Here is a 15,850-nt window from a genome sequence, read left to right on the forward strand (position 1 = left end):
GTAATTGATCCTTTCCGTAGCGCAACCGGAGGGCTCGGTGCGGGACGGGCTCGGGGCTCGCGCGACCGCACGGGGGGTACTCACGGGCCGACCAGCGGCTCTGTGCAGTCGGAGCCGCTGTGCTCCACGTGAATCGGGGAAAGAGAATAAGCACGGCTGGTAAGCGGGAAATGGCGGCGCAGTCGGCAGGTCACCGCCAGGATCGCCGCGTCGATGACGGCGGCGGGGGCGTAGAGGTCCTTGCCGTGCCACAACGGCGGGTGCCCCGTCCCGGCAGCGGCCAGGCGCTGCAGAGCGGCGGCGCCCCTGGCCAGCAGGTCCTGTGAGATCTGGTGCGGCGCCGCCAGCAGCGTCTGCAAGGCGTACGCGGTCTCCTCGGCGGTTCCCCTCCACACCCCCCAGGACCCGTCGGGCCGCTGGGTGGCTCGGACCCACCAGGCCGCGCGGGCGACCGCGGAGGAAGCGCCGCGGCAGCCGAAGCGGCTCAAGGCCACCGAGATGTGGGACGTGGCGTAGTAAGGCGAGGCGTGGCCCGGATCCTCCCAGCGGCCGCTCAGCTGCTGACGGCCGCACAACCAGCGTGTGATCTTGGAGATGACCGGCGCGTGACGCGGACGGTGACCGGGACGGGCCGCGGCATGGGCGCCGAACGCCTCGAGCACGTGAGCGTTGGCGACGGGCGAGCAGACCGGGTCCCCGGGCCAGCGCTGGAAATGGGTCGCGGTCTCGAAGCGCCGCAGAACCTCCACGGGGCACCGCTCGCCCAGCTCGCCGAGTTCGGCGAGGGCGTACAGCGCGGTGCTCACGGCCCCGCAGTCTCCGGTCACCTCGCGGGGCGCCTCGCCGGTCCCGCCGGTCGCCTGCCACCGCAACCGCTCCCGCAGGGAGGTCGGCACCGCGGCACCCAGTCCTGCGCGGACCAGCGTGGCCACCAGCTTGACCTGCTCGTAGCCGGTCACCGGCCACAGGCTGGGCACGGGGCCCCCGTGCACGCGCGCCACGCCGTCGAGCGCGCCCACGCACCGCCCGTCGCGTTCGTCGGCCGGCCGACGTGCCAGCCACGCCGCGGTCGCCGCCGGTGACGAGCCGATCATCCCGTCCACCGGGCTCGCGGCGGCCGTCTCGCGGGCCGGGCCGCCGGAGTCTTCCCAGAAATGGCCTGCCAGGAACGGCAGCCCCTGAGTCGAGGAGGACGAAGGCACGGCCCCCTTGGCCGCCCCGCACTCCCGGCCCTGGTGAGGGGACGGCAGCACGGCATGGCGCCCTAGTCGCCGCGGCAGGCTTCCAAGGGTGTCCGGGGTCGCGCATGGGCGCAGCGTCTTGTTGATCTCGTTGACCAGGTACGGCACGAGCAGGTCGGCTCCAAGCGTGCGAGGCCGCGGCCGGGAGGCTCTGCCGAGCAGACGCCGCGATGCTCCAAGCCCGCGGTCGGCGGCGGCCGCCAGGAGGTCGGCGGCGTCGGTCCGGGGTTCGGCCCTGATCGGCGAACGGTCCCGGGCACACGCCAGATGCAACAGTGCCTCCGTCGCGCTGAGAGTGGGCACCAGGGCGTAGAGATCGGGCCCGCCCCAGGTGCCGTCCCGGCGCTGCAGAGCCATCAGGTAGTCGATGCGCGCATGGTGCCCCCACACCCACGGCGCCAGGCGCACAAGCCGGGCGGTCTCGTAGACCGACAGGGACAGATGCACGCCCGAGCCCACGGCGGCTCGCGCCAGCAGCCGGTCGGCCGCAGCTCTGTCGGTTGCCGGCATCGGTTCCACCCCGGATGCGGCAGTGGCCGCCTTCTCGTAGCCGTCCCTGCCCGGCGCCCACCGGCTGAGCGTCGGACCCGCGACGGCGCCGGCCCGAACCACCCTGTCCAACCTGCCCATGAGCACCTTTCTGATCGGATAACGCTCTATGGCCGCCGCTGATTCAGTAGATAAGAACCAAATCGCGCCATTCGGGACGAGCGATCCCGTCCGGTCGTGGTCTTCTTTGGCGTAAGCGGGTGAAGCCTTGGCCGGGGTGTTGACAATCGCAGGGCGGCCCGATGCATACTCGCACTCGACAAGGCTCCGCCGGTAAAGGATCGGCCTGAACTGGCGATCTTTGTGGGCTCGGCGGCAAAGACCATATCAGTGCGAAAGGTGACGTCGTGGCAAGAAGGTCCGTCTTCGACGACATGATCAGACGCTCCGAAAAGTCCGGTAACAGGCACGCCAAGGCCGTGCGGAAGAGCCTCGGCGTGAAGAAAAAGAAGAAGAGTGGAAAGAAGCGGGCCAAGCGGAACGAGCGGCACATCCGCGAACTCGCCGGGCAGATCAGCGTGCTCAGCCAGCAGATCGCCGACATGAAGAAGTAGCCGGAGACGAACACCGTGCCGTCGGCTGATCGCGCCGGCGGGTAGGGAGAACGCGTGCCCGCAGGCAGGGCCAGCCGCACGATCAAGATCGCTTCCCGATCGGCCGCCAACGAGGCGACGCGCAGCCTCCGGGCGCGGCTGGCCCGGTCGCAGGCACCCGCCGACGGGCTGCGACAGCAGGAGCGGGCGAAGGCGCTACGGTCGATGCTGGAAGACTTGGGGCCGATCTACATAAAACTCGGGCAGCTACTGGCGACCAGGCCCGATATCATGCCCCAATACCTGATGGACGAGTTGGCCAATCTCAACGATCAGGCACGCATCGACCCCTTCTCGGTATTCGAGCCCGTCATCGAAGCCGAACTGGGTGGTCACTGGCGCTCGTGCTTCCAGGAGATCAACACTGAGCGGCCACTGGGCGCCGCCTCCGTCGCCCAGGTCTATCGCGCCGTGTGGAACGACGGGCGCCCCTGCGTTCTGAAGGTGCAGCGCCCCGGCACGTCTGCGGCCATGCTGGGCGACATGGCGGTGTTGCGCAAGATCGCCGGCCTCATCCACCGGGCGGCCCCGCACTTGTGCGAGGTCATCGACGTCAAGTCGATGATGGAAGTGGTGTTCACCGCGATGGAGGCCGAGGCGGACTTCACGCGCGAGGCACGCAACATGAAAGACGCGCGCAAGGCCGCGAGGCACTTCAAGCGGATCAAAGTCCCCAAGGTCATCGAGGCGACGCCTCGCGTGCTGGTGCAGACATTCGTCGACGGCACGCCGATCAACCGGTTGAAGGACGACGATCTGACGGACAAGCAACGCAAGGAGATCGCCTACCAGTTGATGGGTTTCATGTTCCGCGGCTACTTCGTCGACCGGGCCTTCCATGCCGACCCCCACCCGGGCAACATCCTTGTTGATCAGAACGGGAAGGCGCATGTGATCGACTGGGGGATGTATGGAAAGATCGATCGAAATGCCAGCCTGATTCTGCTCAAGGGACTCGTCGGAATGGCGCGCGGCGACGGGGCGGCCCTGGCGAGAGACTGGATCAAACTGGGATCGCTCACGCCGTGGAGCAACAGCACGCGTTTCGCCAACGATGTGTCGAACACGATCCCGTACTGGGCGAACGCCACCCTGGAAGAATTGAATCTCGGGGTCGCCCTGATGTCCATCGCCCGCTACTCCACCCAACGCGGGATCCAGGTCAGCCCGCTCATCTCACTGATCGGCAAGTCGATGGGGAACATCGAAGGATCAGTGCGATTCATCTACCCCAAACTCAAATTCGACAAAGCGTTGAGCAGGGTGATGAATGACATCGCTCGCGAGATCCTGGCGGACAGCCTCGGTGTCGACCACGGAATGCACATGCTCCTGGACTTCGTTTACTCGTTCAACAATTCATCCTCCCAGATGCAGTCCGTCCTCGGTGACGTGACCACCGGACAACTCGGCCTCAACGTCCGGACCAACCTGGGGGACCCCCTCGGCCCGAGGCGGAGACAGCGCCTGAAACACCATGTCTCCCTCGGTTCCACGGCCGCCGCGGCCACGGCCGAAACCCTGATCCGGCGGACTCTCGGCGGTTGAACCCAAGGCCGCCGCCGAGCGGAACCGCTCGTATGGGGTCCAGCCAGAACCGGCGTCACGTCACTCTGCTCGCATCATCAGCCCATCGCCCGCAATCCGACCACCCTTCGTACGGACACGCCGAGGACGAAGGCGTCCGCCGACGCAGGCGGACCGCCGGGAGGTAGCCAGGATCATGCCACCGACGAACCCGCCGACCGGATCGGCCGACCAACTCCGATGGCTGGTCGACCGGGCGGCGATCAGCGATCTGCTCATCGACTTCGCCCGCGCGCTCGACGACCAGGACTGGAAGAGCTACGCGGCGAACTTCGCAGAAGACGGCGTGGTCATCATCTCCCCGCTCGTCGCCAAGACCATCACCCACCGCGGACGCGAGGGCCTGGCCGAGTTCGTCGCCGGCAACCTCGGCCGATACGCCGGCACCCACCATCTCAGCACCAACCACGCGATCACACTGGACGCCGACACCGCCGACGCGCGGTCCGCCTTCGTCGCCGCACACTTGTTCGACGCGCACGACCCTCAACGACATGCCGACGGAGCCGGATGGCACTACTGGAAACTCCGCCGCACTCCAGATGGCTGGCGCATCGCGCAACTCACCCTGGAAGTTCGCTACTTCTCTGGCGAACCCCTCCTGCACTGAGGTCTTACTCATCGAGACTGAAGGCTCCCCCCGATACCGCGGACAGCTGGGGTGAGAGTACGGGTCAGGTGGACGTGTTTCTTCAGCATGTCCGCCACCCCGATCGGTGACGTCTGCCGCGTAACGCCAGGGAGATAGCCGCACGACTCGCACGGCCACTCGACCGCGCCGGAGCCGGCCTGGCCGCGGGCCGGCGACTGGTGAGCACCCGGATGTGCTGCCGTGCGTGCACGTCGCGGTCAACCGGACAGTGCCAGGTGCACCTTCGTCGAGGGCGAGCAGCTCCCTCCGGCGTGGCCATGACCGAACGGCGACTCGTCGGTTCTCCGGCAGTCCTAGCAAATATGAGGATCCTTCATGTAATTTGGCGCTTCCCCGGCGCCAGGAGGCCACCTTGGGTTCGCGACGTCTCGTGTCGACGACCGTGGGTGCCGTCCTGGTACTGGTCGTGGTGGGGGCGCTGATCGATCCGGTCGGGTACTTCGCGTTGCTGGGCATGCCCGGACGGGTGGTGCCGGCGGCGCGCTGGCAGATCGTTCCCCTGGTGGTCTACGTTCCGCTGCTGCTGGGGGGCACGGCGTGGGTCGTGTCCGCCTTCGGGCATCTGGGGCGGCGGGCGCGCTTCGCGACGGTCTGGGCGGGGTTCGTGCTCACCGCCGTGGTCGCGAAGGCCGCCATGTCGACGGCGGCGACCGCGCCGGAGCCGAACGTCGCCGACCTGCTGTGGGCGACGAGCTTCACCGTGCCCAAAGCGGCCCTGTACGCGCTGGTCCCGGCGGCGGTGACCCTTCTCGCCCGTACGGGAGACCGCGAGGACGGCGAGCCCGCGCGCCGGTCGCACTGGCCGGTCGCTGCCGTCAGCGTCTCGGTGCTGGCGGTGACCGGACCGTGGGTGGCGTCGCACTGGTCGCGGGACCTGCCGGATGGACTGCCGTCGGCGTCCCCGCAGGGTGGGGCGGCCGGGCTCCTCGCCGGACTGGTCGTCGTCTCCCTCGCGCTCGCCCGCACCCAGCGGACCTTCGCACGCCGGTCCCGCACGGCCGCCGGGGCCTTTCTCGGCGGGTGGCTTGCCGCGCTCTGGGCGGGCATCGTCCTCGGCGCCGTCCAAGTCGCCGGACTCCTGATCCTGGACGGGCCAGGTGCTCCCCTGCAGACGCCCGCCGCCCTGTGGATCAGGCTCGGCGAGGGCGCGTCCCTCGGCGTCGCGTTCGGCTGGCTGCCCGCGCTGCTGGCCCTGCCCGCCACCCGCCGGGCGTTCGGGCGGGCGGCCCCGCGCGCCTCCGCCGCGACCGCCTTGAGCATCGCGGTCGTGGTGGTGGCGACGGCCGGAGCCGTGGCCCTCGCCGGACCGGAGCCCGCACCGTCCGCCCGCAAGCCGGTCGCCGCGCAGGGGACGGAGCTGTCACCGTTGCGGGCCGTCCGCGGGGAGCGGCCCCGCATCGTCGACGGTGAGGACAGGCAGGTCCTCCTGCGCGGAGTGAACGTCAACCAGCTGGTCGACTTCTACGTGCCGCGTCCGGGAGTGCCGGCGACACTGCCGCTCAGCGAGGACGATTTCGCGCAGATGGCGGCGCTCGGCCTGAACGTGGTGCGGCTGGGGGTGTCGTGGTCACGTATCGAACCGCGCCCCGGCCGGTACGACGAGGGCTACCTGCGGCAGATCGACCAGGCCGTGGCCTGGGCGAAGCGGCACGGGCTGTACACGGTGATCGACATGCACCAGGACGGCTGGAGCAACGAGCCCACCCCGGCCGGAACCTCGTGCCCCTTCGGCACGTCCCGGATGGACGGCTACGACGGCGCGCCCGCGTGGGCGACCAAGGCCGACGGCGCACCCCGCTGCCAGTTCACCGGACGCGACATCTCGCCCGCGGGGAACCGCGCGTTCACGAACTTCTACTATGACCGCGACGGTGTCCAGGGCCGCCTGGTGAAGGTGTGGGGAATGCTCGCCGGACGCTTCGGCGGCGACCCCGCGGTGGCCGGGTTCGATCCGCTGAACGAACCCGGCTTCGGTGAGCAGGCGCCGCTGACCTCGACGCTGCTGCTCGGCCGTTTCCACGACCGTGTCCTGCGTGCGATCCGCGCCGCCGAGTCCCGCCCCCATCTGCTGTTCGTCGAGCCGAGCATCTTCTGGTCCGGCACCGGTTTCGACGCGATCCCGCGCGGCTCCTTCCGGTCCGATCCCGACGTCGTCTTCGCGCCCCATCTGTACGCCGAGTCGATCACCATGGACGCCTCGCTCGGGCTGCCCGTCATGACCTCCGTCGAGCACGGCTTCGCCCTCGCACGGCGGGCCGCCGGCGACATGCCGGTCTGGAGCGGCGAGTGGGGGTTCTGGGGCGACGCCGGCTCGGTGGCCGGCAGGCTGCGCCGCTACGCCCGCCAAGAGGACGACGGCAGGATCGGCGGAGCGTTCTGGGTGTGGAAACAGGCGTGCGGCGATCCGCAGAACGGCATCGAGCCGACAGGGAACGGCCTCAACAACCTCGACTGCGCGACGGGACGCTTCCTGCCCCCGGACGCGGTGGCCGTCCAGGAGATCTCGCGCGCCTACCCGCGCGCGGCACCCGGCGTCCTCACCTCGCTGCGCTCCCTCCCCGGTGGCCGGCCCGGCGCGAAGCCCACGGGACCGCAGAAGTTCACGCTGGCCGGAAGGACAACCGGCGGCGGCTGCGAACTGGACGTCTGGGTGCCGGGAGAAGACCGCCCCGCTCCCGCGGTCACCGGCATCGAGAAGATCGAAGCGACGAGGGCCGAGGGCGGCTGGCGGGTCACCGGCTGCGCCCGCGGCTCGTACCGGCTGACGATCGGCTGACCGCTTCACGGTGCGGGCTCGGTGAACCTCAGCAGCCGGTCGTGGCGGGTGTTAGAACTGGGTGTGTGGCGTCTGAGTTGGCTTTGATACCAGCCCCGGGGCGGGTCGAACGGACCGGAGGGTCCGGTCCTGTCAGCGGGGATGTGCGTACCGATGTCGACCCGTCACTGGGGCCGGAGGCGTACCGGCTTTCCGTGTCGGCTGACGGCGCCGAGATCGTGGGCGGTGATGAGGCGGGTGCCTTCTGGGGGCGTCAGACCTTGCGGCAGATGCTGGGCCCGGAGGCCTTTCGCCGCGCCCCCAGTGCGCGGGGACCGGTCACGGTGCCGTACGTGACCATTGAGGACCGGCCGCGTTTCGCTTGGCGGGGCTTCATGCTCGACGTCGCGCGGCACTTCCTGCCCAAGGACGATGTACTGCGCTATGTCGACCTGCTGGCCGCCCACAAGCTGAACGTGCTGCACCTGCATCTCACCGACGACCAGGGGTGGCGGGTCGAGATCCGCCGCCACCCCCGGCTCACCGAGATCGGCGCCTGGCGGCGGCGGTCTCGCCTGGGCTGGGGGGAGCCGCCGCTGTGGGACGAGCGGCCGCACGGCGGCTTCTACACCCAGGACGATCTGCGCGAGATCGTCGCCTACGCGGCGGAGCGGCACGTCACCGTCGTGCCCGAGATCGACATTCCAGGCCATTCCCAGGCCGCCATCGCCGCCTACCCCGAACTGGGGAACACCGACGTCGTCGACACCGCCGCGCTGGAGGTGGGGACCGACTGGGGCTTCAACCGCAACGTGCTGGCCCCTACTGACGCCGTGGTGCGCTTCTATCAGGATGTCCTGGAGGAAGTGCTGGCGATCTTTCCCAGCCGGGTCGTCCACATCGGCGGGGACGAATGCTTCAAGGACCAGTGGCGCGAGTCGCCCACGGCCCAGGCCCGCATCCGGGAACTCGGGCTCGAGAACGAAGACGGTCTCCAGTCGTGGATGATCCGCCACTTCGCCCGCTGGCTCGCCGCGCGGGGCCGGCGCCTCATCGGCTGGGACGAGATCCTGGAGGGCGGCCTGGCGGACGGCGCCGCCGTCATGTGCTGGCGGTGGTACTCGGGCGGGATCGCCGCCGCGCAGGCCGGCCACAGTGTGGTGATGTGTCCGCAACAAGAGGTCTACCTCGACCACGTCCAGGCCCACGGCTCCGAAGAGCCCGTGCCGTTCGGATGGGTCCACACACTTGAGGACGTCTACCGGTTCGAACCCGTACCGCCCCGGCTGTCCGGCACGCCCCACGCGGCCAACATCATCGGTGCACAGGCCAACCTGTGGACCGAGGTCGCGGAGGACCGCAGCCGGGTGGACTACCAGGCGTTCCCCCGCCTCGTCGCTTTCGCCGAAGTGGCCTGGTCGCAGCTCCCAGGCCCGGATGAACGTGATTTCGAGGACTTCGAGCGCCGGATGAACATGGCGCACTATGCCCGCCTGGACGCGCTGGGCGTCGGGTACCGCCCGCCCAGCGGACCGCACCCCTGGCAGCAACGCCCCGGCATCCCCGGACGGATGCACGACCAACCTCGCAAGACCTGGCGGATGGCGAACTGACCCCTCGGCCGGCAGGCTGCCGTTCACAGCGGCTGCATGGCAGGGGGCGTGCCGCGCTCAGGTCGGCGCGGGCCCCCGAGACCAGGCGGCTCTTGGACGCCACCGTCCTCACCGCGAAGTGGGCTTAGCACTACCCCCGTTGACGTCCTGGCCCTACGGCCTGCCGGGTGCCTCCGGTCCGAGCATGGGTTGCATCGGCCGCCGGGAAGCGCCCGGCTCCGGCCGCACGAAGGAGTGATGGACACATGAGCGGGTCCAGGACTCGAACCACGGCGTTGTGCGCCGTGCTCGCCCTCGGCGGGACGTTGGCCCCCGCGGTGCCGGCCCACGCATTCTCCGGGCACCGGCCCGCCGTGCAGAGGATCCGGTCCTCCGGGACCACGGAACTGGCCTCCGGCTGGGCGATCCGGTCCTCCGCCGACACCCGCGACACCGGCGCTGAGATCTCCAAGCCGGACTATTCGACGAAGGGCTGGCTGCCGCTGTCCCGGCCCGAGACGCTGATGGCGGGCCTGCTGGAGAACGGCCGGTACCCGGACATCTTCCACAACGACAACATGGCGAAGGTGCCGGCCAAGCAGTTCGACGTGAACTGGTGGTACCGCGAGCAGTTCACCGTCCACCCCAGGAAGGGCGGCCGCACGTCACTGGTGATGAACGGCGTCTCCGGGAAGGCCGATCTCTGGATCAACGGGAAGAAGGTCGCCGGGGGTGCGCAGTTGCAGGGCTCGTACGCGCGGCTGGAATACGACATCACGCCCTACGTCCGGGACGGGGCGAACGCCATCGCGCTCGATGTCTCCCGCAACGACGCCGACATCACCAAGTTCGACACGCCCATGCGGTACCTGACCCAGAACCAGGTCGACTGGAACCCGATGGCGCCCGACCAGAACACCGGGCTGCAGTACGCGCCGCAGATCGTCCAGGACGGGCCGGTCTCGGTGCAGAACGCGCACGTCCTGCAGGACGACGCCGCCGACCTGTCCGCCGCCGACCTGACCGTGAAGGCCGACGTGCGCAACAACACCGGGTCGACGCAGCGGGTGGTCGTGTCCGGCACGGTGACGCACGGTTCCACTCGCGTCGCCTGCAAGGCCACGGTCACGGTGCCAGCGCGCGCGACACGGGCCGTTGCGATCACCAAGGCGGACTGCCCCGGCCTGCACCTGGAACACCCCGACGTGTGGTGGCCCTACCAGATGGGCGACCAGCCGATGTACCACCTCGCGCTGGACGCGTCCGTGGGCGGGACCGTCTCCAGCGCCGCCGCCGAGGACTTCGGCATCCGGACGGTGACGTCGCGGCTCACCAAGCCCGTCCCCGGCAAGACCCACGGCAAGGACGGCTACCGACAGTTCATCGTCAACGGCAAGCCGCTGGTCATCCGTGGCGCCGGATGGTCGCCGGACCTCTTCCTGCGCTACTCCCCGTCCAATGTCTCCGACCAGATCTCCTACATCCGGAACATGGGCCTGAACGCGGTCCGGTTCGAGGGCAATTTCCCGCCCGACGACATGTTCGCCCAGCTCGACCGGGCGGGCGTCCTCGCCATGCCGGGCTGGCAGTGCTGCGCGCTCTGGGAGAGCAAGTCGTCGACCTGGTCGGACGATCTCAAGGCCAACGCCTCCAACCAGGCGGGCACGATGGCGGAGCGGCTCCGCGACCACCCGAGCGTCTTCACCTTCTTCCAGGGCAGCGACGACGCGCCCGACGCGGAGAAGGAGGCCCTCTTCCTGAAGGCGTTCGAGCGGGCCGACTTCCGGCTCCCCCAGGTCGCCGCCGCGGAGTACAGGTCGTCGCCCAAGCTGGGGCCGGCCGGCACCAAGGAGGGCGGCTACAACTATTTCCCGCCGAACGCCCTGTGGAACAACAGGCGGGAGACCGTCAACACCAACGACCCGACGCTCAGCATGACCGGTAGCGCCTGGGGGTTCGACACCGAGGTCAGCACCGGCAACACCATTCCGACGCAGGACTCGCTGAACCGCTTCCTCACCCCGGACGAGCAGAAGAAGATCTGGGACCCGGCGACCGCGCAGGGCCAGACCGCAGGCCAGGACATGTACCACACGTTCTTCTACGCCGATTACACGCGCCTGTCCCGGATGGGCGTCTACAACACCCCGCTGTGGCACCGGTACGGCCCCTGGAAGGACGCCGGCTCGTACCACAAGACCGTCCAGCTCGGTGAGTACGAGGCGACGCGCGCGCAGTTCGAGTCGTACATCGGCAACTCCACCGACAAGGCGAATCCCAGCACCGGGATCATCTACTGGATGCTGAACAAGGCGTGGCCGTCGCTGCAGTGGAGCATGTACGGCTCCGACTTCGACCAGCCGGGCGTCTACTTCGGCGCGAAGAAGGCCAACGAGCCCCTGCACGTCATGTACTCCTACGACGACGGCTCCATCAAGGTCGCCAACCTGACCGGCGCCCGCCAGGACGGCCTGCGCGCGACCGCGCAGATCATCGACCTCGACGGCAAGGTCCGCGCCACCGCCACCGCGCCCGTCGGGGCGCTGGGCAGCCAGGACGTCCGGACCGTCCTGCACCCGAAGGTCCCGTCCGGGATCTCCAAGACCTACTTCGAGAAGCTCACCCTCACCCGCGGTACCGAGGTCGTCAGCCGCAACGTGTACTGGCTGTCGACGAAGGCCGACCAGGTCGACTGGCCGAAGACGCACGCGCCCGGCCAGTACACCCCGTCCAACGGGTTCGCGGTCTTCCAGAGGGACGGCTACGCCGACCTGACCGGCCTGCGCGCCCTCAAGCCCGCCGACATCAAGGTCCAGGCCACCACCCGCCGCGAGGGCCGCGAGATGGTGACGAGCGTGACCGTCCGCAACGTCGGCCACGGCGGCACCCCGGCCCTGTTCACCCGGGCCGACCTGTTCGCCGGCGGCCAGCAGGTGCTGCCGATTCGCTGGAGCGACAACGACGTCACGCTCTGGCCCGGCGAGCAGCAGACCATCACCGCCCGCTACTCCGCCACGTCCGCCAAGCCCGACGTCCGCGTCAACGGCTTCAACGTCCCCGACCAGACCCGCCACACCGGCTGACCCGGCACGAAGGCCGGATGGGGCCCGCCCCATCCGGCCGTTGCGGTTGATTCCGTCCGGAAAACGCGCCTCCGCCCGGCGTAGTGACGGCGACCTTGGTCATTGGGTGCATGTATTTGAATTTTTAACTCATACCATGACATTTCGCCCGTTGGGTCTCCATTGGCCGGACGAGAGGACGTTTAGGCCAAGGCTGCTGCGGTACCGCGATCTCGATTGCACCAGATTTCACGGAGCAAAGGAGAGTTATGCGGCGAAAAAGGATAATTGCACTGGCCCTGGCTGCCGCCACGATGCTGGCCGGCACTGGACGGGCCACCGCGGACGGGAAGAGCCATCACCGCGAAACCGGCCGCACGCACGCGGTCTTCGTCCAGACGAACAAGCCCAGGTCCGCCGGCGGCAACACGATCCGGGTGTTCAAGCGGGCCGACAACGGGAGGCTCAGCGCGGCCGGGGAGTTCAAGACCGGTGGGAACGGCGGTGCCGTTGCCGGTGCGCCGACCGATGCGCTGGCGTCCCAAGGCTCACTCGTCTACGACGGCAGGCTGCTGTTCGCCGTGAACGCCGGCAGCAACACCGTCACCCTGTTCCGCGTCCACGGCACCAAACTCAAGCGGCTCCAGGTGACCCGGTCGGGCGGTCTGCTGCCGGTCGGCGTCGCGGTACGCCACGGCCTGGTCTACGTGCTCAACGCCGGCGGCGACGGCGCCGTGCAGGGATTCCGCCTCGAACACGACCGGCTGCACCGGATCGCCGGGGCCAACCGCTCGCTGCACCTCGGCAATCCCGCCCGGCCGAGCTTCGTGCTGTCCCCGGCCCAGGTGGGAGTCGACCCGCTCGGCCGGTTCGTGCTGGTCACCACCAAGACCAACAACACCGTACTGGCCTTCCGGGTCGGCCACGGTGGCCGACTGGCGAAAAGACCGGTCAGCACGAGGGACTCCAACGGGCCGTTTGCGTTCACCTTCGACACACAGCGCACGCTGCTCGTCGTCGGGGTCGCCACCAACACCCTGACCCGCCACCGACTCGACCGGCGCGGCTCGCTCCGCCAGATCGGCGCACCCGTGCCGAACGGGCAGCAGGCCTCGTGCTGGATCCAGCGCGTGGGGAACTTCTACTACGTCTCCAACACCGCCAGCTCCACGGTCAGCTCCTACCGCGTCAAGAACGGAAAGCTTCGCCTGCTCAACGGCAGGGCCGCGGCCATCCCTGGCGGCGGAACGATCGACATGACCGCGAGCGGCCGCTTCCTCTACGTACAGAACGCGACCGCGGGCAACGTGCAGGGCTACGCCGTGAATGACGACGGATCCCTGAGGCTGGTCACCACTGCGACTGGCCTGCCGAAGTTCGCCAACGGCATCGGAATGGAGGGAATCGCGGCATCCTGACGCCGCCTCCACCGGTCCCGGCCACATCGACCGGGACCGGCCAGGCGGTTCTCGGCCATTGCTCGGCATGCGGCGCCGGTGCGGGAGGCGTCCTCGGCGAAGGTGACATAGCCGACGTGCTGCCGGGGCCTCCGGCTGCCAATGGCCCCCGGATGTGGTGGAGATCGCCCCGGACGTCGGCGGTCTCCGTTCCCGTCAATGAGAAGGTGCGCCCTTCTTGGAAGAACCACCGCCCGGGAGAGGTGTGGCCCGTCCCGGCTGTACCGCTCTGACGTGATCATTTGGGCTTGATCGGCTATCAGCTGGTGGACGCGGGCCCGCACCCCGACCGGGCCCACGCCGCCTGGGGCGGGCGGGCTCGCCGACTTGAACCCGACCCGTAGACCGCGCCGATCGTGCAATGGATCTTCGCCCAGCGGCTGGCCGGGCACAGCATGGCGCGTATCACCCGGGCGCTCAACGCCATGCAGATTCCGCATCCGTCAGCGGCTGATCCGCGGCGGAACGCTCACCGGTCCCGGCAGGTGTGGACGCTGACCGCGGTGCGGACGATCTTGAACAATCCTCGGTACACCGGGCGGCAGGTCTGGAATCGCCGGCCGAGCGAGCATGATCTGATCGATCCGTCCAACACCTGGGCTGGGACATCGGCAAGTGCAGCGGTGGAACCTGCCCGACGGCTGGGCCATCTCCGCTCGCCCCGCGCACCCGGCCCTGGTCAGCGAAGCCGACTTCATCGCGGTCCAGGGCAACCAGACCCCGCGCGGCACCACCGCAAGGCCGGATCGCTGTTACCTACCAGCGGGGCCGCTGTGCTGCGGGATCTGCGGGCGCCGACTCCGCGAGGACCACGGAAACGCCCGGCTATGTACAAACTGTGTGTCCGAGGGGGGACTTGAACCCCCATGCCCCGTAAAGGGCACTAGCACCTCAAGCTAGCGCGTCTGCCTATTCCGCCACCCGGACCGGTCGCAGGCCGCAGCGGGGCTGCGGCGGCGGAGTTCACCATACCAAAGGTGGCGAGTCGCGGCGAAGTCGATCGGCGGGGCACCATGGGACGGTACGCAAGCGACGCGAGGTGATCATTGTGGTTCCGCAGCCGACCGCTGAGGACGAGGTCGTCCGGCTCTGCCAGGAGCTGATCCGGATCGATACCAGCAACCCGGGCGATCATTCGGGGCCGGGGGAGCGGGTGGCGGCGGAGTACGTCGCGGAGAAGCTGGAGGAGGTCGGGCTGGAGGCCCGGATCTTCGAGTCGCATCCGGGTCGGGCCAGCCTGGTCGCGCGGATCGAGGGGGAGGATCCGGGGCGTGACGCGCTGCTCCTGCACGGGCATCTCGACGTGGTGCCGGCGCGCAAGGAGGACTGGACGCGCGACCCGTTCGGCGGGGAGATCGCCGACGGGTGCGTCTGGGGGCGCGGGGCCGTGGACATGAAGGACATGGACGCGATGATCCTCGCGGTGGCGCGGCAGCGGTTGCGGGAGGGGCGCAGGCCCCCGCGGGACGTGGTGCTCGCCTTCCTGGCCGATGAGGAGGCCGGGGGGAAGTGGGGTGCGCACTGGCTGGTGCGGGAGCATCCCGAGCTGTTCGAGGGGTGCACCGAGGCCGTGGGGGAGGTCGGCGGGTTCAGCCTGACGGTGCCCGGGGACCGGCGGATGTACCTCATTGAGACGGCGGAGAAGGGCATCGCGTGGATGAACCTGACCGCCAAGGGGACGGCCGGGCACGGGTCGATGGTGCATCCGGACAACGCGGTCACGGCGGTGGCGGCGGCGGTCGCGCGGCTGGGGGCGCACGAGTTCCCGGTGCGGCTGACGAAGTCGGTGCGGGCGTTTCTGGAGCGGGCCTGCATGGCGTACGGCGTCGAGTTCGATCCGGAACATCCGGAAAAGTGCCTTGCGGAGATCGGGCCGCTCGCGCGAATGATCGGGGCGACGCTGCGGAACACGCTCAATCCGACGCGGCTGGATGCCGGATATAAGGCGAATGTGATTCCGCAGACCGCCACGGCTCAGGTGGACGGGCGCTTTCTTCCCGGGCACGAGACGGAATTCTTCTCGGTGGTGGACGAACTTCTCGGTCCGGACGTTCAGCGGGATTTCGTCCACCATGACCACGCGGTCGAGACGGACTACGAGGGCGCGCTCGTCGCGGCGATGGAAGCGGCGCTGACCTCGGAGGACGCGGGCGCGCTGCCGGTGCCGTACTGCCTGAGCGGCGGGACGGACGCCAAGGCGTTCTCCACGCTGGGCATGCGGTGCTTCGGCTTCGCGCCGCTGAAATTGCCCCCAGAGTTGGACTTTTCCGGAATGTTCCATGGGGTCGACGAGCGCGTTCCCGTGGACGGCCTGCGCTTCGGAGTCAGGGTTCTCGACAAATTCCTTGATCGCTCTTGAATT

Annotated in this window: 10 protein-coding genes and 1 tRNA gene; 9 read left to right on the forward strand and 2 right to left on the reverse strand. The window is 69.1% G+C overall.

All coding sequences use genetic code 11. The annotated features are described in order from the left end of the window. Positions 1-80: 80 nt before the first annotated feature. Positions 81-1,751, reverse strand: coding sequence for a prenyltransferase/squalene oxidase repeat-containing protein (locus AB0H37_RS31410; protein WP_360616604.1), 1,671 nt, complete (start codon positions 1,749-1,751; stop codon positions 81-83). Between the two features lie 386 nt (positions 1,752-2,137). Between AB0H37_RS31410 and AB0H37_RS31415 the strand changes: the two genes are divergently transcribed. The 8 genes from AB0H37_RS31415 (at position 2,138) to AB0H37_RS31450 (ending at position 14,348) form a co-directional block, all read left to right on the forward strand. Then, entirely contained in the window at positions 2,138-2,344 is a 207-nt protein-coding gene (locus tag AB0H37_RS31415; RefSeq protein WP_329098134.1) for a hypothetical protein, read from the forward strand. A 54-nt stretch (positions 2,345-2,398) separates the two neighbouring features. Next, positions 2,399-3,931: an AarF/UbiB family protein gene (locus AB0H37_RS31420; protein WP_360616605.1), complete on the forward strand. Its 1,533-nt coding sequence runs from the start codon at positions 2,399-2,401 to the stop codon at positions 3,929-3,931. A gap of 175 nt (positions 3,932-4,106) precedes the next feature. After that, positions 4,107-4,580, forward strand: a complete 474-nt coding sequence (locus AB0H37_RS31425; RefSeq protein ID WP_360616606.1) for a nuclear transport factor 2 family protein — start codon at positions 4,107-4,109, stop codon at positions 4,578-4,580. A gap of 394 nt (positions 4,581-4,974) precedes the next feature. Beyond that, complete coding sequence (locus tag AB0H37_RS31430; protein ID WP_360616607.1) at positions 4,975-7,398, forward strand: cellulase family glycosylhydrolase; 2,424 nt, start codon at positions 4,975-4,977, stop codon at positions 7,396-7,398. Positions 7,399-7,463: 65 nt separating this feature from the next. Then, on the forward strand, positions 7,464-8,990 hold the full coding sequence (locus AB0H37_RS31435; RefSeq protein ID WP_360616608.1) for a beta-N-acetylhexosaminidase: 1,527 nt from the start codon (positions 7,464-7,466) through the stop codon (positions 8,988-8,990). Between the two features lie 245 nt (positions 8,991-9,235). Continuing rightward, a complete protein-coding gene (locus AB0H37_RS31440; protein ID WP_360616609.1) occupies positions 9,236-12,052 on the forward strand; it encodes a sugar-binding domain-containing protein in 2,817 nt (938 codons plus the stop codon). A gap of 248 nt (positions 12,053-12,300) precedes the next feature. Then, entirely contained in the window at positions 12,301-13,449 is a 1,149-nt protein-coding gene (locus AB0H37_RS31445; RefSeq protein WP_360616610.1) for a beta-propeller fold lactonase family protein, read from the forward strand. 395 nt (positions 13,450-13,844) lie between these two features. Continuing rightward, positions 13,845-14,348 carry a recombinase family protein gene (locus tag AB0H37_RS31450; RefSeq protein ID WP_360616611.1) on the forward strand — a complete coding sequence of 168 codons (504 nt, stop codon included), beginning with the start codon at positions 13,845-13,847 and terminating at the stop codon, positions 14,346-14,348. Here the strand turns inward: AB0H37_RS31450 and AB0H37_RS31455 are convergent. After that, positions 14,330-14,415 (reverse strand) — tRNA-Leu (locus AB0H37_RS31455). The two genes, AB0H37_RS31450 and AB0H37_RS31455, sit on opposite strands and share 19 nt — an antisense overlap. A 112-nt stretch (positions 14,416-14,527) precedes the next feature. On the opposite strand from AB0H37_RS31455, the gene AB0H37_RS31460 reads away from it, so the two are divergent. After that, a complete protein-coding gene (locus tag AB0H37_RS31460; RefSeq protein ID WP_329098152.1) occupies positions 14,528-15,847 on the forward strand; it encodes a M20/M25/M40 family metallo-hydrolase in 1,320 nt (439 codons plus the stop codon). Positions 15,848-15,850 lie beyond the last annotated feature (3 nt).

This window comes from Actinomadura sp. NPDC023710, assembly GCF_040639875.1.
Lineage (GTDB): Bacteria > Actinomycetota > Actinomycetes > Streptosporangiales > Streptosporangiaceae > Spirillospora > Spirillospora citrea.

Bases quoted from the DNA above. Each gene is read 5' to 3' on its own strand.
- AB0H37_RS31410 (WP_360616604.1), bottom strand. From the start codon at position 1,751: ATGCCGGCAACCGACAGAGCTGCGGCCGACCGGCTGCTGGCGCGAGCC.
- AB0H37_RS31425 (WP_360616606.1), top strand. From the start codon at position 4,107: ATGCCACCGACGAACCCGCCGACCGGATCGGCCGACCAACTCCGATGG.
- AB0H37_RS31440 (WP_360616609.1), top strand. From the start codon at position 9,236: ATGAGCGGGTCCAGGACTCGAACCACGGCGTTGTGCGCCGTGCTCGCC.
- AB0H37_RS31445 (WP_360616610.1), top strand. From the start codon at position 12,301: ATGCGGCGAAAAAGGATAATTGCACTGGCCCTGGCTGCCGCCACGATG.